General features: G+C 73.9%; 14 protein-coding genes and 1 pseudogene. 7 read left to right on the top strand and 8 right to left on the bottom strand.

Annotated elements, in window-relative coordinates; translation table 11 throughout:
- Nucleotides 1-3: 3 nt before the first annotated feature.
- Nucleotides 4-972 carry a zf-HC2 domain-containing protein gene (locus tag ABZ464_RS16625; protein ID WP_359276945.1) on the bottom strand — a complete coding sequence of 323 codons (969 nt, stop codon included), beginning with the start codon at nt 970-972 and terminating at the stop codon, nt 4-6.
- Complete coding sequence (locus ABZ464_RS16620; RefSeq protein WP_359276942.1) at nt 969-1,562, bottom strand: RNA polymerase sigma factor; 594 nt, start codon at nt 1,560-1,562, stop codon at nt 969-971. The genes ABZ464_RS16625 and ABZ464_RS16620 overlap by 4 nt, the downstream gene beginning before the upstream one ends.
- A gap of 108 nt (nt 1,563-1,670) precedes the next feature.
- Between ABZ464_RS16620 and ABZ464_RS16615 the strand changes: the two genes are divergently transcribed.
- From ABZ464_RS16615 to ABZ464_RS16605, 3 genes are all read left to right on the top strand, one after another.
- Nucleotides 1,671-1,901, top strand: a complete 231-nt coding sequence (locus ABZ464_RS16615) for a hypothetical protein (RefSeq protein WP_359276940.1) — start codon at nt 1,671-1,673, stop codon at nt 1,899-1,901.
- Between the two features lie 201 nt (nt 1,902-2,102).
- Complete coding sequence (malQ, locus tag ABZ464_RS16610; RefSeq protein ID WP_359276938.1) at nt 2,103-4,163, top strand: 4-alpha-glucanotransferase; 2,061 nt, start codon at nt 2,103-2,105, stop codon at nt 4,161-4,163.
- A 60-nt stretch (nt 4,164-4,223) separates the two neighbouring features.
- Nucleotides 4,224-4,484 carry a hypothetical protein gene (locus ABZ464_RS16605; RefSeq protein ID WP_359276935.1) on the top strand — a complete coding sequence of 87 codons (261 nt, stop codon included), beginning with the start codon at nt 4,224-4,226 and terminating at the stop codon, nt 4,482-4,484.
- A 120-nt stretch (nt 4,485-4,604) separates the two neighbouring features.
- On the opposite strand, the pseudogene ABZ464_RS16600 reads toward ABZ464_RS16605, so the two are convergent.
- Nucleotides 4,605-4,820, bottom strand: a pseudogene (locus ABZ464_RS16600) (UTRA domain-containing protein); the annotation flags it as partial.
- On the opposite strand from ABZ464_RS16600, the gene ABZ464_RS16595 reads away from it, so the two are divergent.
- Nucleotides 4,725-5,126, top strand: coding sequence for a DUF6415 family natural product biosynthesis protein (locus ABZ464_RS16595; RefSeq protein ID WP_359277407.1), 402 nt, complete (start codon nt 4,725-4,727; stop codon nt 5,124-5,126). The pseudogene ABZ464_RS16600 and the gene ABZ464_RS16595 overlap by 96 nt on opposite strands.
- Nucleotides 5,127-5,143: 17 nt before the next feature.
- Here the strand turns inward: ABZ464_RS16595 and ABZ464_RS16590 are convergent, their stop codons facing one another.
- Nucleotides 5,144-5,755, bottom strand: coding sequence for a TetR family transcriptional regulator (locus tag ABZ464_RS16590; RefSeq protein ID WP_359276933.1), 612 nt, complete (start codon nt 5,753-5,755; stop codon nt 5,144-5,146).
- A 144-nt stretch (nt 5,756-5,899) separates the two neighbouring features.
- Between ABZ464_RS16590 and ABZ464_RS16585 the strand changes: the two genes are divergently transcribed.
- A complete protein-coding gene (locus tag ABZ464_RS16585) occupies nt 5,900-7,390 on the top strand; it encodes an FAD-dependent monooxygenase (RefSeq protein WP_359276930.1) in 1,491 nt (496 codons plus the stop codon).
- 255 nt (nt 7,391-7,645) lie between these two features.
- A complete protein-coding gene (locus tag ABZ464_RS16580; RefSeq protein ID WP_359276927.1) occupies nt 7,646-10,738 on the top strand; it encodes a tetratricopeptide repeat protein in 3,093 nt (1,030 codons plus the stop codon).
- Nucleotides 10,739-10,814: 76 nt separating this feature from the next.
- Here the strand turns inward: ABZ464_RS16580 and pepN are convergent, their stop codons facing one another.
- Nucleotides 10,815-13,382: an aminopeptidase N gene (pepN, locus tag ABZ464_RS16575; RefSeq protein WP_359276924.1), complete on the bottom strand. Its 2,568-nt coding sequence runs from the start codon at nt 13,380-13,382 to the stop codon at nt 10,815-10,817.
- 186 nt (nt 13,383-13,568) lie between these two features.
- On the opposite strand from pepN, the gene ABZ464_RS16570 reads away from it, so the two are divergent.
- Nucleotides 13,569-14,762 (top strand): MFS transporter, encoded by a 1,194-nt coding sequence (locus ABZ464_RS16570; protein ID WP_359276922.1) that lies wholly within the window; start codon nt 13,569-13,571, stop codon nt 14,760-14,762.
- Between the two features lie 493 nt (nt 14,763-15,255).
- Here the strand turns inward: ABZ464_RS16570 and ABZ464_RS16565 are convergent, their stop codons facing one another.
- The 3 genes from ABZ464_RS16565 to ABZ464_RS16555 form a co-directional block, all read right to left on the bottom strand.
- Entirely contained in the window at nt 15,256-17,226 is a 1,971-nt protein-coding gene (locus ABZ464_RS16565; protein WP_359276919.1) for a DEAD/DEAH box helicase, read from the bottom strand.
- An 88-nt stretch (nt 17,227-17,314) separates the two neighbouring features.
- Nucleotides 17,315-17,518 (bottom strand): cold-shock protein, encoded by a 204-nt coding sequence (locus ABZ464_RS16560; RefSeq protein WP_020943502.1) that lies wholly within the window; start codon nt 17,516-17,518, stop codon nt 17,315-17,317.
- Nucleotides 17,519-17,753: 235 nt separating this feature from the next.
- The gene (locus tag ABZ464_RS16555; protein WP_359276916.1) at nt 17,754-18,770 is read right to left on the bottom strand and encodes an aspartate-semialdehyde dehydrogenase; all 1,017 of its coding nucleotides are present in this window, start codon (nt 18,768-18,770) and stop codon (nt 17,754-17,756) included.
- Nucleotides 18,771-19,097: the final 327 nt, after the last annotated feature.

Below are 19,097 nucleotides of genomic sequence, written 5' to 3'. Positions count from 1 at the left end.
GGCTCACCGTGGGTCCAGCCCGTCGTAGGCGCCGCGGCGGACGGCCAGCACGGCGGCGCACAGCACGGCCGCGGCCGCCCACGCGCCCTGGGCGGGGGCGCCGTCCAGACAGCGCGAGAGCTGCTCGGCGAGCCGGGTGAGCGGGGTGCCGCCGGCCGAGGTCAGGACCGGGGCGAGGACGGCGGCCAGCCATCCGCCGCCGGTCACCGCCGTCGCCGTACGGCAGCCGACGTACCCGGACAGGGCCAGCGAGGCCAGGGTCAGCGCGAGACCCGGCAGCAGCCAGGCCGCCGCGCCGGGGGCGCCGGAGGCGGGCAGCAGCAGTCCCGTGACGGTGAGCAGCGGCAGGCTGATCCCGAGGACGGCGGCCGTCCGCGTCAGCACCAGCCGCAGCCCCCCGGAGGGGGTGGCCGCCGCGATCTCGTGCAGCGGATCGGCGTACCCCCCGTAGGACACCGCGACCCCGGCCACGGGCAGCACCGGCGCGAGGGCGAGCAGCAGCGGCCGTGCACCCTCGACGCCCGCGCCGTACGCCAGGCCGAGCGCCCCCAGCGCGACCAGCAGCACGGCGGGCAGCCACGCCCCGCGCACGGCGGGCCCGGCGGCCCACAGGGCACGGGCGAGGAAGGCCGACCAGAGGCGGGCGCGGGGGGCGGGAGGGGTGGGAGGGGCGGGAAGGGGCTCGCGTACGTCCTTCTCCGGCAGGTCCTTCAGTACGGCGTTGCGGACCTCGGCGAGGACCAGGCGCGGCGCGGGCAGCCGCCGTACCGCCCCCGAGACGCGCCCCGCGCACTCCGCGCACCGCTCCACATGCCGCTCCAGCGACCAGGCGTCGGCCTCCGGGAGGGTGCCGTCGGCGTAGCGGGCGGCGAGGGAGTCGGACACATGCCACGGAGTGGTGCCGGTGCCGAGGTGATCGCTGCCGAGGTGATCGCTGCTGAGGTGATCGGTGCTGACGTGATCGCTGCTCATGCCAGGCCTCCCGAGGCCGGTGCGGGGCTCAACTGGGCGAGGGCGGTTCGCAGTTCGGCGCGGGCGCGCATCGCACGGGACTTGACCGTGCCCTCGGGGATACCGAGCAGCCGCGCCGCCTCCCGGGTGGTGAGCCCGTCGACGACGGTCGCACGCAGCACCTCCCGCAGCTCGGGCGAGATCCGGTCCAGGGCGGTGCCGACATCGCCGAACTCCAGCCCGGCCAGCACCCGTTCCTCGGCGGACGGGGCCTCGGCGGAGGCGGGGACCGTGACGGTCTCCAGCGGAGCCGTCTCGATCCGCCCGGCCCGCTCCTGCGCCCGCCGCGTGTCGACGAGCCGCCGGGCGGCGAGCGTCCACAGCCAGCCGCCCGCCTCCTCGCCCCGGTGCCCGCCCGCCGACCGCCACACGGTGACGAAGGTGTCCTGCACCACCTCCCGCGCCACCTCGGCATCCGCGCACCGCCGCACGAGCCGGGCGTACAACCACCCGGCGTGCCGGTCGTACAGCGTGGCCAACGCCCCCGCGTCCCCGTCCGCCACGGCCCGCAGCAGCACCGCGTCCGTATCGCTCTCCCCGTGGCCCCTCATGGGGCGGAACAGTCTCACACCTCCTCTATCGACGGGCGTCTCGCCGCCGGTTCACGCGCACGGGAGAATCGGGCACGTCTGTCCTCGCGTGCGCTGGGTAGGCCTGCGATGACCGGCGTCCTACCCCACAAGGAGTGCATCGTGATCGCGTCCGCCCCCTGCAAACGCCCGGCGGAGTCCTCCGCCGAACCCGTCCACGAGCCCCGCGTCCAGGTGTTCAGCGCGGAAGGCGCCATCGTGGAGCCCCCGCTGACCAGTGAGCCCCCGCTGCCCGACGCCGAGCCCCTCACCAGTGAGCCGCCGCTCGCCGCCGCGGATTCCGACACCACGAGGCCGTAGGGCCCTTCTGACGGATCTCCGCGGCGTCGCGTCGCCCGGCACGCTCCCCCACTCTCGGCTTCGCTCGAGCGGGAGGGGCCCCATCCGCCGCACGGCGCGAAGGGCCAGGTGGCTCCGCCACACGACCCTCCACACCGCATGCCGATTGCACGCACCGAACGCCGCTCCTTCTCCCACGGAGATCCATCAGAAGGGCCCCAGATGACCGCACCCCTCGGCGAGGAACTCGCCCGGCTCGCCGCGCTGCACGGAGTCGCCACCTCCTACCGGCCGTCCCCCGACCGCACGGTCACCGCCTCGCCCGCCGCCGTCACCCGCGCGCTCGCCGCGCTCGGCGTCGACGCGGACACCCCGCAGGCCGTACGGGCCGCGCTCGACGTACGGGAGCGCGAGCTGGCCGCGCGCCTGCTGCCGCCGACGGTCGTGAGCTGGAGCGGCGGCCCCTGCGACGCGCTCGCCGCCCTCCCCGGCGGCACCCGGCTGCGCGTCGAGACCGAGCAGGGCGAGATCCGGGACGCCGCCGAAGGGCTGCCGTACGGGGTGCACCGGCTGTCGGCCACCGCCCCGGACGGCCGCACCGCCCGCGTCCACCTGGTCGTGGCCCCGCCCCGGCTGCCCACGCCGCCGGACCGCTCGTACGGACTCCTCGTCCAGCTGTACTCCCTCCTCTCCCGCCGCTCCTGGGGCATGGGCGACCTCGGGGACCTCAGGGAGCTGGCCGACTGGGCGGGACGGGTGCTGGGCGCCGGGTTCGTGCAGGTCAACCCGTTGCACGCGGCCGTACCGGGGGCGCCGACCGATCCGTCGCCGTACCGGCCGTCCTCGCGGCGCTTCCCCGACCCCGTGCATCTGCGCGTCGAGGAGGTGCCCGAGTACGCGTACGTCGAGGACCGTGCGGCGGCGGAGCACGGGGCGCGGCTGCGGGAGGCCGTCCTGGAGAAGGGGGAGCTGATCGACCGGGACGCCGTGTGGGAGGCCAAGCGGACCGCGCTGGAACGGGCCGGCGAGGTGCCGCTCGGGCCGGGCCGGCGCGCCGCCTACTGCGACTTCCTCGCCGAACAGGGGCAGGCCCTGGAGGACCACGCCACCTGGTGCGCGCTCGCCGAGGTGCACGGGTCGCGGTGGAGCGGGTGGCCGGAGGAGCTCAGGGACCCCCGCTCGGCCGGGACGGCCCGCGCCCGGCGCGAGCTGATGGACCGGGTCGACTTCCACTCCCGGCTCGCCTGGCTCACCGACACCCAGCTCACCGCCGCCCAGCGCACGGCGCGCGAGGCCGGGATGGGGATCGGGATCGTGCACGACCTCGCGGTCGGCGTGCACCCGTCCGGCGCGGACGCCTGGGCGCAGCAGGAGTACTTCGCCGCCGGGATGTCCGTCGGCGCCCCGCCGGACGCCTTCAACGCCCGCGGCCAGGACTGGGGCCTGCCGCCCTGGCGCCCCGACCGGCTCGCCGAGTCCGGCTACGCGCCGTACCGCCGCCTCCTGCGCGGCCTCTTCCGGTACGCCGGCGCCCTGCGCATCGACCACGTCATGGGCCTGTTCCGGCTCTGGTGGGTCCCGCAGGGGGAGGCGCCGACCGAGGGCACGTACGTCCGCTACGACGCCGAGGCCATGCTCGCCGTCCTGGTGCTGGAGGCCTCGCGGGCGGGAGCGGTGGTGATCGGCGAGGACCTGGGCACCGTCGAGCCGGGCGTCCGGGAGGCGCTGCGCGCCCGCGGGGTCCTCGGGACGTCGGTCCTGTGGTTCGAGCGGGACTGGGACGGCGACGGGCGCCCGCTGCCCCCGGAGCGCTGGCGCGCCGACTGCCTCGCCACCGCCACCACCCACGACCTGCCGTCCACCGCCGCCCGCCTCACCGGTGAACACGTCGAACTGCGCGACCGTCTCGGTCTCCTCACCCGAACCCTCGAGGAGGAACGCGCGGAGGCCGCCGCCGACACGGGGGAGTGGCTGGCCCTGCTCACCCGCCTCGGGCTGCTGTCCGGAAGCGCGGGCGGCGGGGACCTCTCCTCCGAGGAGGCCGAGGTCCAGGCCCTGCACCGCTTCCTGCTGCGCACCCCCGCCCGCATGATCGGCGTCTGGCTCCCGGACGGCGTGGGCGACCGCCGCCCGCAGAATCTGCCGGGCACCTGGGACCAGTACCCGAACTGGCGGCTGCCGATCGCCGACGGCGGGGGCCGCCCGACGCCCCTGGAGGACCTGGCCGCCGCACCCCGTCTGCACGCCCTGTTCGACGTCCTCCGGGAGGCCGCCCGGGACTGACGGGCTCCCGTACGGCACCCCGGGCGCGCGGCCCCGCGAGGCGTTCGCTACTTTTGCTCTGTGGACAAGAAGAACGCCCTGCGCGCCGGCGCCCTGGCTGCCGGTACGACGCTGATGATGCTGCTCATGTCGTCCCCCGCGCTCGCGCTGACCCGCGACGACGGCGACGACCCCGGGACCGGCCTGAGCGTCGGCGCGACGCTGGGCCTCTACGTCGTGCTCCCGATCGTGATCTTCCTGGCCATCACCGGCCTGGTCATGGTCCTCGACAAGTCCAACCCCGACCACCGCGTCTTCAAGCCGGGCAAGGCCAAGGCCTGACCCTCCACCCCTCGGCACCCCACCACACCTGAGGCCGCCGCCCCGACCGAACGCGCACCCCGCGCGAACGGGTCGTGGGGCGGCGCCTTTTTCGGTTCGGGGCGCGGCCGCCCTGCCGGGTCACCCGGCCGTGAACTCGTACTGCAGCTCGTACAGATGACCGGCCTTGACCATGACCGTCGCCTCGATCGGGTGGTCGGAGGCGGTGTACACCACACGCAGCGTGCGCAGCACCGGAAGATCGCTGGGCAACTTGAGTGCCTGGTACTGCTCCTGCGTGGGGACCCGGGCGGAGACCCGGTCTGCGCTCAGGAGCGGCGGAAAGCCGAGTTCGGCGCCGCGGCCTCCTGGCTTCTCGCTCAGGAGACGCTGCCGCGGCATCAGACCACGAAACTCCTGGGCGACGACTTTCGCGTTCACCTGGAGCAGTTGATCCCGAAGGTCGAGCAGCTGGCCGAAGGGGGCGCCCAGGGGGGCCGGCCGGCAATGATCGCGCTGGCCGCCGCGGAAGAAGCTCGACGGCGGCTCGGTGAGGCGGAGCGGCCGGGGCTGAGGGGCGAGGTCGAACGCGTGAAGCTGCTGGCGCGATCCGTCATGACCCTGCGCGAGCATCACGACGTACTCGTCGGCGATGCCCGCTGAGCCGACTCCTGGCGGGGCTACGGGTGCGGTGCCGTCAGGTAGCGCTGGATCGTGGGGGACAGCCAGGCTGCGATCTCCTCGCGGCTCAGGGCGACGGCGGGCGGGAGGCGTAGGACGTATCGGGTCAGGGCCAGGCCGAGGAGTTGAGTGGCCGCGAGGCCGGCTCGGGTCGGGGCCTGTTCGGGGTCGGGGCATGCCAGGTGGGCGACCGGCAGGATCTGGTCGCGGAAGATGCTCTGCATGCGTTCGGCGCCGGCCTCGTTGGTCACGCCGACGCGGAGGAGCGCGGTGAGCACCTCGTTCCGCTCCCACATGGTGAGGAAGTGGGTGACGAGGGCGTGGCCGGTGTCCTCGCGGGGGAGCGCGGAGAGGTCGGGCAGCTTCAGGTCGACCGAGACCGTCGCCGCGAACAGGCCCTCCTTGTTGCCGTAGTAGCGCATGACCATGGAGGGGTCGATGCCGGCGTCCTTGGCGATGGCGCGGATGGTCGCCTTCTCGTAGCCGTCGGCGGCGAAGCGTTCGCGGGCGGCGTCGAGGATCGCGGTGCGGGTGGCGTCGGAACGTCGGCGGGGGGTGCCGGGGGCGGGGGCGGAAGCGGAATCTGTGCTGCTGCTGTTGCTGCCTTTCATGTCAACGAGCGTAGGCCAACGAGTGTGGGTCAACAAGTGTTGGCCAACGAGCGTTGACATTCCTTCGCGCGGTCCCCTACGGTTGCCAACAAGCGTTGACCAACACATGTTGACCAACAGGCGTTGGCACTCCAGGAGGCCAAGATGACCGGCACCACGGACACCACCGGCACCAAGGGCGCCACTGGCACCACCGGCACCACCAGCAACGTGATCGTCGTCGGCTCCGGCCCCACCGGCCTCCTCCTCGCCGGTGACCTCGCCGCCGCCGGCGTCCCCGTCACGCTCCTCGAAAAGCGCCCCCGGAAGATCAGCAACCTCTCCCGCGCCTTCGTCCTGCACGCCCGCACGCTCGAACAGCTGGATGCCCGCGGCCTCGCCGACGAGGTCGAGCAGGCCGGCCGCCCCCTGGACCGTCTCCGTCTCTTCGGCCGGCTCACCATCGCCCTCGACACCCTCCCCTCCCGCTTCAACCACCTCCTCGTCATCCCCCAGTACGAGGTGGAGAAGGCGCTGCTGCGGCGGGCGACGGAGGCCGGGGTCCGGTTCCGGTACGACACCGAGGTCACGGACGTCGTCCAGGACGCGGACGGGGTCACCGTCACCGTCCGCACGCCCGCCGGGGACACCGAGCACCTGCGCGCCGCGTACACGGTCGGCACCGACGGCATGCGAAGCGCCGTACGGAACGCCCTCGGGCTGGACTTCCCCGGCCACTCCGTCATCCGCTCCGTCGTCCTCGCCGACGTCCGGCTCGCCGAGGAGCCCGAGTCGCTGCTCACCGTCAACGCCGTCGGCGACGCCTTCGCCTTCCTCGCCCCCTTCGGTGACGGCTACTACCGGGTGATCGGCTGGAACCGCGCCCGCAACGTGCCCGACAGCGAGCCCCTCGACCTCGACGAGGTCAAGGAGGTCACCCGCCTCGCCCTCGGCCGGGACTACGGGATGTACGACGCGCGCTGGATGTCCCGCTTTCACAGCGACGAACGCCAGGCGCCCGCCTACCGCGTAGGCCGGGTCTTCCTGGCCGGCGACGCCGCGCACGTGCACACCCCGGCCGGCGGGCAGGGCATGAACACCGGTCTGCAGGACGCGGCCAACCTGGGCTGGAAGCTCGCCCAGGTGATCCACGGCCACAGCGGCCCGGAACTGCTCGACACCTACCAGACCGAACGCCACCCCGTCGGCAGGTCCGTGCTGCGCAGCAGCGGCGGCATCGTCCGCATGGCCATGGCCAAGCGCCCCTGGACCCTGGCCCTGCGCGCCGGTCTCACCGCCTTCCTGAACACCGCCGCCCCCGCCCGTCGCCGCGCGGTCGGGCAGATCACCGGCATCGGCTACCGCTACCCCGCCCCGCGCGGCGCCCACCGCCTCACCGGCACCCGCGTCCCGGACCTCGCCCTGGCCGGCGGCGGCCGCCTCTACGAGGCCCTGCGCGGCGGCCGGTTCGTCCTGGTCACCCCGGCCGACGACGCCGACCCCACCCCCGCCCGCAAGGACCGGCTCACGGTCGGGCACTGGGCGGGCGAACGCCGTACGGCCCTCCTCGTGCGCCCCGACGGATACGTGGCCTGGGCGTCCGACACCGCCGACGCACCCGTGATCGAGTCCGCCCTGGCCGCCCACGTCGGCTGAGGGAGGGGCAGCGTGCCGTCCCCCGTACGGCACGCTGCTGCTCATGGGGCCGGCGAGCGGTCCGGCATCTCCTCGTGCGCGGTGTCGCCAGGGACACGATGGAGGGGCGAGGTGGACGGGAAACTTGCGGGAATCTTGCCTCGCAGGTGGCCGGGTGGTTGGGTGACGCCCGGTGGGGAACGAGCGTGTGCGCAAGGCGGGGCAGGGGAGACGGGCGTGACGGGATTTCGGCTGCTGGGGCCCGTGGAATTATGGGTGTCGGGCCGGCCGGTGGACCTGGGTCCCGCCAAACGGCGCACGCTCCTCGCGGCGCTGCTCGTGGACGCGGGCCGCTGGGTGTCCGCCGAGACGCTGATCGACCGGGTGTGGGGCGAGGAGCCGCCCGCCCAGGTACGGGCCACGCTCTACGCCCATGTCGCCCGGATCCGCCGGGTTCTCGCGGAGACGCTCCCGCACCTCACCGACGATGACGGCGGTGGCGACGGCGGCGGCCGGGCGCCCTCGCCGCCGCCCCTGCGGCGCGGCTCGGGGGGCTACCGGCTCGACATCCCGCCGGACCTGGTCGACGCGCACCGGTTCCGGAACCTCGTCACGACGGCCCGTCAGACCGGCGGATCCGATACGGCGCGGTCGGCGGAGCGGCTCGCGGCGCTACGGGAGGCGATGGGGCTGTGGCGGGGTGAGCCGCTGGGCGGGCTGTCCGGTGACTGGGCGGCGCGTACCCGGGAGAGCTGGCTGCAGCAGCGGATCGACGCCGTCCTGGACTGGGCGGACGCCGAACTCCGCGTCGGCGGCCACCTCGTGGTCGTCGACACGCTGTCCGTCCTGGTGGCCGAGCACCCGCTGGTCGAGCCGCTCGCCGTATCGCTGATGCGGGCGCTGCACGCCGCCGGGCGCGCCCCGGAGGCACTCGCCTGCTACACCGCCCTGCGGAAGCGGCTGGCCGAGGAACTCGGCACCACCCCGGGAGCCGAGGCCCGGCACGAACACCAGACGATCCTGGGCGGCAAGGCGGCAGGACCCACCGCCCACCGCACACCACCCGGCACCGGCAGCAACATCACCAGCACCGGCACCGGCTCCCCGCGCGGCACGGCGGTTCCCGCCCAACTCCCCATGGAGGCCGCGGGGTTCACCGGCCGCGACGAGGAACTGGCCCGGCTGGACAAGATCCTGGTCGCGGCGTCGGAGCGGCCGGCCGCCGTGGTGGTCTCGGCGGTGTCCGGGACGGCGGGCGTGGGCAAGACCGCGCTGGCGGTGCACTGGGCGCACCGGGCCCGGGACCGGTTCCCCGACGGCCAGCTGTATGTGAACCTGCGCGGCTACGACCCCGAGCAGCCCATGACCGCCGCCGACGCGCTGGTCCGGTTCCTCACCGCGCTCGGCGTCGCGGGGCAGGACGTCCCGCTGGAGCCGGACGACCGGGCGGCGCGCTACCGCAGCGAGATCGCCGACCGGCGGATGCTGATCGTGCTGGACAACGCCGCCACCGTCGAGCAGGTCCGTCCCCTGCTGCCCGGCACCGGCACCTGCGCCGTCCTGGTGACCAGCCGCGACAGCCTGGCCGGGCTGGTCGCCCGGGAGGGCGCCCACCGCCTCGACCTCGATCTGCTGCCCGCCGACGCAGCCCGCGCCCTGCTGCGCCGGCTCGTCGGCCCCCGCGCCGAGGCCGAACCCGAGTCCGTCGACGCCCTCGCCGCACAGTGCGCCCGACTGCCGCTCGCGCTGCGGGTCGCCGCGGAACTCGCCGTCGCCCGTCCCGCCACGCCGCTCGCCGAGCTCGTCGCCGAACTCACCGACCAGCAGCGGCGACTGGACCTGCTCGACGTGGACGGCGACCCCCGGGCCGCCGTCACCGCGGTGTTCTCCTGGTCGCTGCGGCAGCTGCCGGCGGACGCGGCCCGCGCCTTCCGGCTGCTCGGCCTGCACCCCGGCCCCGACCTCGACGCCCACGCCGCCGCCGCGCTGACCGACGGCGACCCGGTGGACGCCCGCCGGGTCCTCGACGTCCTCGCCCGCGCCCATCTGGTCCAGCGCGTGGACGGCGCCCGGTACGGCATGCACGACCTGCTGCGCGCCTACGCCACCCGGCTCGCCACGGCCCAGGACGCACCGGCGGCCCGCGAGGCGGCCCTCGACCGGCTGTTCGACCACTACCTCGCCACCGCGGCCGCCGCCATGACCTGCCTCCACCCGGCCGAGGCCCATCTACGGCCCCCCGCCCCCGAGGCCGCCACCCCGGACCTGTCCGATCCCGACGCCGCGCGCGCCTGGCTGACCGCCGAGCGGGCGTGTCTGACGGCGATGTCCGCCCACACCGCCACCCACGGCCGGCCCACCCACGCCATCCGGCTCTCCCTCACCCTGTACCGGCACCTCATCACCGGCGGGCACACCGACGGCCTGACCATCCACGGCCACGCCCGGGACGCCGCCCGGCTGATCGGCGATCCGGCGAGCGAGGCCCGCGCGCTGCTCGGCATCGGCACCGCCTACTGGCAACTGGCCCGGCACGAACCGGCGAGACGGCACCTCGAGGACGCGCTGACGCTGTTCCGGCAGGCCGAGGACACGACCGGCCAGGCCCGCGCCCTCGTCAACCTCGGTCTCGTCGACGAGCGGCTGGGCCGTTTCGAGTCGGCCGTCGGCTGTCTCGAACAGGCGCTGGCGCTGTACCGGAAGGCCGGGGACCGGTCGGGCGAGGCGATCGTGCTGAAGGACCTCGCCACCGTCGAGGGCCAGCTGGGCCGCTACGGAGAGGCCGCCGACCGGCTCCAGCAGGCCCTGGCCCTGTTCCGCCGGACCGGCAACCGGTATCTGGAGGCCCACGCGCTCAACGACCTCGGCACCGTCGAGGCGCGGCTCGACCGGCTCGACTCGGCGGCCCGCCACCAGGAGCAGGCCCTGATCCTGCTCCGGGAGGTCGGCGACCGGTACGGCGAGGCCGGGGCCCTGCACAGCCTGGGCATCGTCCACACCCGGCTCGACCGGCCCGCGCAGGCCGCCGAGTGCCACCGGCAGGCGCTCGCCCTCTACCGCCAGAACGGCGACCGGGACGGCGAGGCCAGAGCGCTGAACGGCCTCGGCGAGGCCGCCCTGGCCGCCGGCCGCCCCGCCGACGCCCTCACCCCGCACACCGACGCCCTCGTCATCGCCGAGGACATCGGCAACCCCGGCCAGCAGGCCCGCGCCCACAGCGGCCTCGGCGACGCCCACCGCGCCCTCGGCGACACCTCCCTGGCCGTCAGGTGCTACGAGCGGGCCCTGGCCCTCTACACCGACCTGGGCATGCCCGAGTCGGCCCCGCTCCGGGCCACCCTGGCCGCGCTCACCCGCACGGAGCCATAGGAAAGGGCGCCCGATGCGACACCGGGCGCCCTCACCACCGTAGAAACCGCGGGAACGGCAGAAACCGCGGGAACGGCTACCGCGCGTCCGCCGCCTGGGCCTTCAGCGCGCGTTCCACGCCCGCGCGGGCCTCGGAGACGAGGCGGCGCAGGGCCGCGTTCGGCTCGGCGGCGGACAGCCAGGCGTCGGTCCTGGCCAGGGTCTCCTGGGAGACCTGGATCGCCGGGTAGAGCCCGATCGCGATCTGCTGGGCGATCTCGTGCGAACGGGACTCCCAGATGCCCTTGACCACCTCGAAGTACTTGTCGGTGTACGGGGCGAGCAGCTCGCGCTGGTCGGTCTGGACGAAGCCGCCGATGACGGCCTCCTGGACCGCGTTGGGCAGCTTGTCGGACTCCACCACCGAGGCCCACGCCTCCGCCTTGGCCTCCGGCGTCGGACGGGCGGCCCGGGCGGTCGCCGCGTGGCGCTCACCGGCGGCCGTCTTGTCACGCTCGTACTCGCCGGCGATCTCCGCCTCGTCGAACCGGCCCACGGCCGCCAGACGCTGGACGAACGCCCAGCGCAGCTCGGTGTCGACGGCCAGGCCCTCGATCGTCTGCGAACCGTCCAGCAGGGCCTCCAGGAGGTCCAGCTGCTCCGGCGTGCGGGCGGTGGCGGCGAACGCGCGGGCCCAGGCCAGCTGGTGGTCGCTGCCGGCGGCGGCCGTCCGCAGATGGGCGAGCGTGGCGTCGGTCCAGCGGGTGAGGAGGGCCTCGCGGGTGGCGGGGGCGCCGTACAGGTCGATGGCGAGCTTGACCTGACGGTGCAGCGACTGCACCACGCCGATGTCGGACTCCTTGCCGATGCCGGACAGCACCAGGGACAGGTAGTCGCGGGTGGGCAGTTCGGCGTCGCGGGTCATGTCCCAGGCCGAGGCCCAGCACAGGGCGCGGGGGAGGGAGGACTCGAAGTCGCCGAGGTGCTCGGTGACGAAGGCGAGGGACTGCTCGTCGAGGCGGACCTTGGCGTACGACAGGTCGTCGTCGTTGAGCAGGACGACCGCCGGACGGCGCGTGCCGACGAGCTGCGGTACGGCGGTCAGCTCGCCGTCGACGTCCAGCTCCACGCGCTCACCCCGCACCAGCTTGCCGCTCGCGTCGTCGAGGTCGTACAGGCCCACGGCGATGCGGTGCGGTCGCAGGGTGGGCTCGCCCTTGGCGCCCGCGGGGAGCGCCGGGGCCTCCTGGCGGATCGCGAACGAGGTGATGACACCGTCCGCGTCCGTCTCGATCTCGGGGCGCAGGATGTTGATGCCGGCCGTCTCCAGCCACGCCTTCGACCAGGCCTTCAGATCACGGCCGGAGGTCTCCTCCAGGGCGCCGAGCAGATCGGACAGGCGCGTGTTGCCGAAGGCGTGCGCCTTGAAGTACGCCTGGACGCCCTGGAAGAACTCGTCCATGCCGACGTAGGCGACGAGCTGCTTCAGCACGGACGCGCCCTTGGCGTACGTGATGCCGTCGAAGTTCACCAGCACATCGTCGAGATCGCGGATCTCGGCCATGATCGGGTGGGTGGACGGCAGCTGGTCCTGCCGGTAGGCCCACGTCTTCATGGAGTTGGCGAACGTGGTCCAGGAGTGCGGCCAGCGCGACTGCGGGTGGTACGCCTGGCAGGCGATGGAGGTGTAGGTGGCGAACGACTCGTTCAGCCACAGGTCGTTCCACCACTCCATGGTGACCAGGTCGCCGAACCACATGTGGGCCAGCTCGTGCAGGATGGTCTCGGCGCGCAGCTCGTACGCCGCGTCGGTCACCTTGGACCGGAAGACGTACTGGTCGCGGATGGTGACCGCGCCCGCGTTCTCCATCGCGCCCGCGTTGAACTCCGGCACGAACAGCTGGTCGTACTTCTTGAACGGGTACGCGTAGTCGAACTTCTCCTGGAACCAGTCGAAGCCCTGCCGCGTCACCTCGAAGATCGCGTCCGAGTCGAGGAACTCCGCGAGCGACGGCCGGCAGTAGATGCCGAGCGGGACGGACTGCCCGTCCTTCTCGTACACGCTGTGCACGGAGTGGTACGGCCCCACGATCAGCGCGGTGATGTAGCTGGAGATCCGGGGCGTCGGCTCGAAGGCCCAGACGTCGTCCTTGGGCTCGGGCGTCGGGGAGTTGGAGACGACGGTCCAGCCCGTCGGCGCCTTCACGGTGAACTGGAAGGTGGCCTTCAGGTCCGGCTGCTCGAAGGAGGCGAACACCCGACGGGCGTCCGGCACCTCGAACTGCGTGTACAGATACGCCTGCTCGTCGACCGGGTCGACGAACCTGTGCAGCCCCTCACCGGTGTTGGTGTACGCGCAGTCGGCGACGACCCGCAGCACGTTACGGCCCTGCAGCAGGCCCGGCAGCGCGATCCGGGAGTCCTGGAAGACCTCCGCCGCGTCCAGCGGATCGCCGTTGAGCGTGACCTCGTGGACGGCCGGGGCGACCAGATCGATGAAGGACTCGGCGCCACCCTCCGCGACATCGAAGCGCACCGTGGTCACGGACCGGTAGGTGCCGCCCTCCTGCGCGCCGGAGAGATCGAGATCGATCTCGTACGAGTCAACGGTGAGCAGCTTCGCCCGCTGCTGCGCCTCTTCGCGAGTCAGGTTTGTGCCAGGCACGCGGTCATCTCCTCGTTATGTGTGGGTTGCGCCATCCTTCCATGGGAGGGGCGCGCGCGGCGACGACGTTACGGGTGGTCCGGGGGGCGCGTTCGAGGACCGGCACGCCGCCGGGGACGGGTGACGGTCCGTCCGCTCTCCGGGACGGGGATGGGAAGCGCGGGCGGGGCGCTGAATGGTGGAGGCATGTCCTCCACCACCCCCACCACCGTCTCCTCGGACGACACCTCCCCCACCCCCGCCCGCCCCTGGGCCGCCGTTCTCGCCCTGGCCGGCGCCACCTTCTGTGTCGTCACCACCGAGATGCTGCCCGTCGGTCTGCTCACCTCGCTCGGGGACGGGCTGCGCGTCTCCGCCGGCACCGCCGGGCTCGCGCTCACCCTGCCGGGGCTGGTCGCCGCCGTGACAGCGCCCCTGCTACCCGTCGCCGTACGACGGACGGACCGGCGACACGTCCTCTGCGCCTTACTCCTCCTGCTCGCCGCGGCCGATCTGCTGTCCGCGCTCGCCCCCGGCATCGGCGTGCTGCTGGCCGCCCGTGCCCTGGTCGGCGTCTGTATCGGCGGGGTGTGGGCGGTCGCCGCCGGGCTCGCCGTACGGCTCGTTCCGGCGGCCTCGGTCGCCCGGGCCACCTCGGTCGTCTTCAGCGGGATCGCCCTCGCGTCCGTGCTGGGGGTGCCCGCCGGAACCTTCCTGGGCGAGGCCGCCGGCTGGCGCTGGGCGTTCGTCGCACCGGCCGTCCCGGCGCTCGCCGTGGCGGGCGCCCTGGCCGCCGTGCTCCCGCCGCTCCCCGCCGAACAGCCCGTCCTTCTGGGGGAGTTGGTGCGGCTGGGTGGGTCCCCGCGCCTGCGCCGCGGCCTGCTCGCGATCGGCCTCCTGGTCACCGGTCACTTCGCCGCGTACACCTACGTCCGCCCCGTCCTGGAACGGGTCCCCGCCCTCGGTCCGGGCAACTTCAACACCCTCCTCCTCGGATACGGCCTTGTCGGCGTCGTCGGCACCTTCGTCGCCGGGGCCCTCGCCGCCCGCGACCCGCGCCGCACGTTCCGCGCCCTCGCGGTGGCCCTGGGCACGGTGATCGCGCTCCTGGTCCCGGCGCGGGGCTCCCTTCCCGCGTCGGCCGTACTCCTGCTCCTCTGGGGTTTCCTCTACGGCGGTGTGTCCGTCGCCGCCCAGACCTGGCTGTCGGCTGCCGTGCCCCGCTCTGCCCGTGAGGCCGCTTCCGCGCTGGTCGCCGGCCTGTTCAACACGGCGATAGCGCTCGGCGCGTTCACAGGCGGCCGCCTCTCGGACACCCTGGGCCCGACGTCGGCCCTACTCCTGGCCGCCACCCTGTCCCTAACAGCCTCACCCACCCACCCACCCGACTCGGCCGATTAACACGGCACCGCCCCACCGGGCACGGTCGGCTGGAGGGCGCCGGTAGCAAGGGGCATGGCCGGCCGGAGTGCCACCGGCCGTCAAAGACGGCGTGTCGGCCGGGCGCCGGTCCGAGGGGGCGCGGTCAGGCACCGGCCGCCAGAGACGGCGTGTCGGCCGGGCGCCGGTCCCAGGTAGCGGCGCGGTCAGGCACCGGCCGCCAAAGACGGCGTGTCGGCCGGGCCCGGTCCCAGGGGCGCGGTCAGGCACCGGCCGTCAAAGACGGCGTGTTGGCCGGGCCCGGTCCCAGGGGCGCGGTCGGCTCGTGGGGGTACCGGCTCCGGGCCCGGATCGCCGGTGGGCGCCGGCCCGAGTCCGGCAGGCTGGAGGCGCGTCGGCCCCAAGGTCCGGCCCGTTGGGGAGAGGCGCGGACCTCGGTGCCGGTCGCGCGCATGCCCCCACCCCTGGGGGCAGCCAGCCGCTGACCCCAGGGGTTGTCACTCAGGTGCCGCTCTCACGCACCACGGCGGTCGCCGCGGCGGTCGGAGCCGCGGGTGCCGCCGCCGGCAGCGCTGCCCGTGGCTCCGGCCCCGCGGTTCCCCGCGCGACGACCGGTTCCGCGGGCGCCGCCCGAGGCGGCGCCGGTGGCCGTACCGGCCGTGGCCCGGCGGTCCGAGCCGCGCCCGCCTCCTGTGCCCGCAGCGGCGCCGGAGCCGCGCACGGCCTTGCCGGAGGTGCCGCCGGTGGCGGTACCGGCCGTGGTGCGGCGGCCGGTGGTCCGACTGCCTGTCCCGGTGCCGGTGCCGGTGCCGGAGCCCGAGGCCCCGCCGGATCCTGCCGGCCGGCCGGACCCGCGTACGGCCTTGCCGGAGGTGGCGCCGGTCGCCGCCGTGTCGGGGGTGGTCCGCCGGCCGGCCCCGCGACCGCCTGCTCCGCCCGCGGCGCCCGCAGCTGCGCCGGATCCGCGTGCCGCCTTGGCGGCGGTCGCCTCGGACGTGGTCCGGCGGCCCGGGCCGCGGCTGCCCGCTTCGGCGGCGGTGCCCGTGGCCCCGCCGGATCCCGACCGGCGGGTGGAGCCGCGTCCGCCGCCCGTGGAGGCGGCGCCGGCCCCGGCCGTGCCGGCTGTGCCGCGGCGTCGGCGGGACGGGCGGCTGCGTTCCGGGCTGGGGGCGGCGGGGGGCTGGGGGAGTTCGATCGTGACCGCGACTCCGGATGGTTCGCGGGCGCCCGTGAGGGTGGTCAGTTCCGTGTCGCTCGAGGTGATACGGGCCGTCCGGGGGCGGATGCCCGCGTCCGACATGAGCCGGGTGACCTCCCGCTTCTGGTCGGGCAGGACCAGGGTGACCACGCTGCCGGAGCCGCCGGCGCGGGCCGTGCGGCCGCCCCGGTGCAGGTAGTCCTTGTGGTCGGTGGGGGGATCGACGTTGACGACGAGGTCGAGGTCGTCGATGTGTATACCCCGGGCCGCGACGTTCGTCGCCACCAGCGCGGTGACGTGACCGTTCTTGAACTGTTCCAGGGTGCGGTTGCGCTGCGGCTGCGAGCGGCCCCCGTGCAGGGCCGCCGCGCGGACCCCCACGGACAGCAGCCGCTTGGCGAGCCGGTCGGCGGACCGCTTGGTGTCGAGGAAGAGGATGACCCGGCCGTCACGGGCCGCGATGCGCGTGGTGACGGCCTTCTTGTCGGTCTCGTCCTGGAGGTGGAGGACGTGGTGCTCCATGGTGGTGACCGCCCCCGCCGAGGGGTCCACGGAGTGCACCACCGGGTCGGTCAGGAACTGCTGCACCAGACGGTCGATGTTGGCGTCCAGAGTGGCCGAGAACAGCATCCGCTGCCCGTCGGCCCGCACCTGCCGGATCAGCTTGGTGATCTGCGGCAGGAAGCCCATGTCGGTCATCTGGTCGGCTTCGTCCAGCACCGTGATGCGCACCTGGTCGAGGACGCAGTCCCCGCGTTCCACGAGATCGTTGAGCCGGCCGGGGCTCGCCACGACCACCTCGGCGCCGCGCCGCAGCGCGTCGGCCTGCTTGGTGATCGACAGCCCGCCGACCACGGTGGTCAGCCGGAGGTTCACCGCCGTCGCGTAGGGTGCCAGCGCGTCCGTCACCTGCAGCGCGAGCTCACGGGTCGGCACCAGCACGAGGGCGAGGGGCGCCTTCGACTCGGCACGCAGCCCGGCGGTACGGGCCAGCAGCGCCAGCCCGAACGCCAGGGTCTTCCCGGAGCCGGTGCGTCCCCGCCCCAGCAGGTCGCGGCCGGCGAGCGAGTTGGGCAGGGTGGCGGCCTGGATGGGGAAGGGGGCGGTCACGCCCTGCGCGGTGAGGGTCTTCAGCAGCCCCGCGGGCATGTCCAGCGCGGCGAAGTCCTCGACGGCGGGGAGCGCCGGGGTGGTGCTCTCCGGCAGCCGGAATTCCTTCGGCGACGACGAGGACGGTGGCGGTGCCGAGACACGCCGGTTCGTTTTCTTCTGGGGCCTGCGGGACATGCGGGGGTCTGCCTTCCTGGAAACAGCACAAACCGGGGTCCGCACCATGACGGTGCGGACCCCGGTGAGCGGAATACGCGTCCGGCGATCAGGCGGGGACGATGTTCTCCGCCTGCGGGCCCTTCTGGCCCTGCGTGACGTCGAAGGAGACCCGCTGGCCCTCCTGCAGCTCACGGAAGCCCTGGGTCGCGATGTTCGAGTAGTGGGCGAAGACGTCGGGGCCGCCGCCGTCCTGCGCGATGAAGCCGAAACCCTTTTCAGAGTTGAACCACTTCACGGTGCCCTGTGCCATTGTTTTCTCCTTCAGTAGGCATTCTGTAAGCAGAGGCCCCATCCGGAGATGCCGGTAAAACAAATAATGCGCCTGGAGGAAAACATTCCCAGCAGGCGCACATAGGTTCATGGGTACCACAACTGCAACACCACGACCGTAGCACAGCTCGACGCCTCGAGGTCGGGATTACGCCCGTGACACGGAACGCCTTCGACGGCCCCGACGTGGCGCTGGTCCACGTCGGGGCCGTCGACTAGCCCTTCAGCTCCGCCGCCACCAGCTCCGCGATCTGCACCGCGTTCAGCGCCGCGCCCTTGCGCAGGTTGTCGTTGGAGACGAAGAAGGCGAGGCCGTGGTCCACGGTCTCGTCGCCGCGGATGCGGCCGACGAACGACGGGTCCTTGCCGGCCGCCTGGAGGGGCGTCGGGATGTCGGTGAGGACGACGCCCTCGGCGGCGGCGAGCAGCTCCGTGGCGCGCTCCACCGACAGCGGACGCGCGAAGCGGGCGTTGACCTGGAGGGAGTGGCCCGAGAAGACCGGGACGCGGACACAGGTGCCGGCGACCTTGAGGTCCGGGATCTCCAGGATCTTGCGGGACTCGTTGCGGAGCTTCTGCTCCTCGTCGGTCTCGTTCAGGCCGTCGTCGACGATCGAGCCGGCGAGCGGGACGACGTTGAAGGCGATCGGGCGCCGGTAGACCTGCGGCTCGGGGTAGTCGACCGCCTCGCCGTCGTGCGCGAGCTTGTCCGCGTCGGCGACGACCTTCTGCGCCTGGCCGTGCAGCTCCGCCACGCCCGCCACGCCCGAGCCGGACACCGCCTGGTAGGTGGCGACGACCAGCGCCTCGAGGCCGGCCTCCTGGTGCAGCGGCTTCAGGACCGGCATCGCGGCCATCGTCGTGCAGTTGGGGTTGGCGATGATGCCCTTGGGGCGGTCCGCGATCGCGTGCGGGTTCACCTCGGAGACCACCAGGGGGACCTCGGGGTCCTTGCGCCACGCGGACGAGTTGTCGATCACGACCGCGCCCTGCGCGGCGACCTTCTCCGCCAGCGCCTTCGAGGTCGCGCCGCCCGCCGAGAACAGGACGATGTCCAGGCCGCTGTAGTCGGCCGTCGCCGCGTCCTCCACCGTGACGCCGTCCAGCTCGGTGCCCGCCGAGCGGGCCGAGGCGAACAGCCGCAGCTCCGTGACGGGGAAGTTCCGCTCCTTGAGGATCCTGCGCATGACCGTGCCGACCTGACCGGTGGCTCCGACGATTCCGACCCTCACGGCGACTCCCTCTGTCTCGTTACGTACGCATTGCCTGGCCGTGGCTTTTCCATCATGCGGCCGACACCGGCCCGCCTGTCCAATTCTTTGCCCCCCATGCCCGAGGGATGGGACGCCCCGGCCCGCCCGACGGCTGCGGAAATCCCCCGCACACCCCCGCTGAGCTGCAGATGTTCCCCTCATGCCGCTCCCGCACCGCAAGCTGTGCTGCCGCGCCCCCGGGTGTGACGTACACCTCTGCCCGTCGCCCCGAAAAGATCTCGGGATCCCCCCGAACGTTTCCGCCCCGCCACGCGTCGTAGGGGAAACGCGGCTAGGGGAGGGTGT

It is taken from the genome of Streptomyces sp. NPDC005820, from assembly GCF_040630255.1.
Classification (GTDB): domain Bacteria; phylum Actinomycetota; class Actinomycetes; order Streptomycetales; family Streptomycetaceae; genus Streptomyces.
The sequence above is the reverse complement of the archived record's forward strand: the minus strand, read 5'-3'. Positions and strand labels throughout refer to the sequence as shown.

What these genes read in the sequence shown, in the direction of transcription:
- ABZ464_RS16625 (WP_359276945.1), bottom strand. Translation starts at nt 972, where the DNA reads ATGAGCAGCGATCACGTCAGCACCGATCACCTCAGCAGCGATCACCTC.
- ABZ464_RS16620 (WP_359276942.1), bottom strand. Translation starts at nt 1,562, where the DNA reads ATGAGGGGCCACGGGGAGAGCGATACGGACGCGGTGCTGCTGCGGGCC.
- ABZ464_RS16615 (WP_359276940.1), top strand. Translation starts at nt 1,671, where the DNA reads ATGACCGGCGTCCTACCCCACAAGGAGTGCATCGTGATCGCGTCCGCC.
- malQ (WP_359276938.1), top strand. Translation starts at nt 2,103, where the DNA reads ATGACCGCACCCCTCGGCGAGGAACTCGCCCGGCTCGCCGCGCTGCAC.
- ABZ464_RS16590 (WP_359276933.1), bottom strand. Translation starts at nt 5,755, where the DNA reads ATGAAAGGCAGCAACAGCAGCAGCACAGATTCCGCTTCCGCCCCCGCC.
- ABZ464_RS16585 (WP_359276930.1), top strand. Translation starts at nt 5,900, where the DNA reads ATGACCGGCACCACGGACACCACCGGCACCAAGGGCGCCACTGGCACC.
- ABZ464_RS16570 (WP_359276922.1), top strand. Translation starts at nt 13,569, where the DNA reads ATGTCCTCCACCACCCCCACCACCGTCTCCTCGGACGACACCTCCCCC.
- ABZ464_RS16565 (WP_359276919.1), bottom strand. Translation starts at nt 17,226, where the DNA reads ATGTCCCGCAGGCCCCAGAAGAAAACGAACCGGCGTGTCTCGGCACCG.
- ABZ464_RS16560 (WP_020943502.1), bottom strand. Translation starts at nt 17,518, where the DNA reads ATGGCACAGGGCACCGTGAAGTGGTTCAACTCTGAAAAGGGTTTCGGC.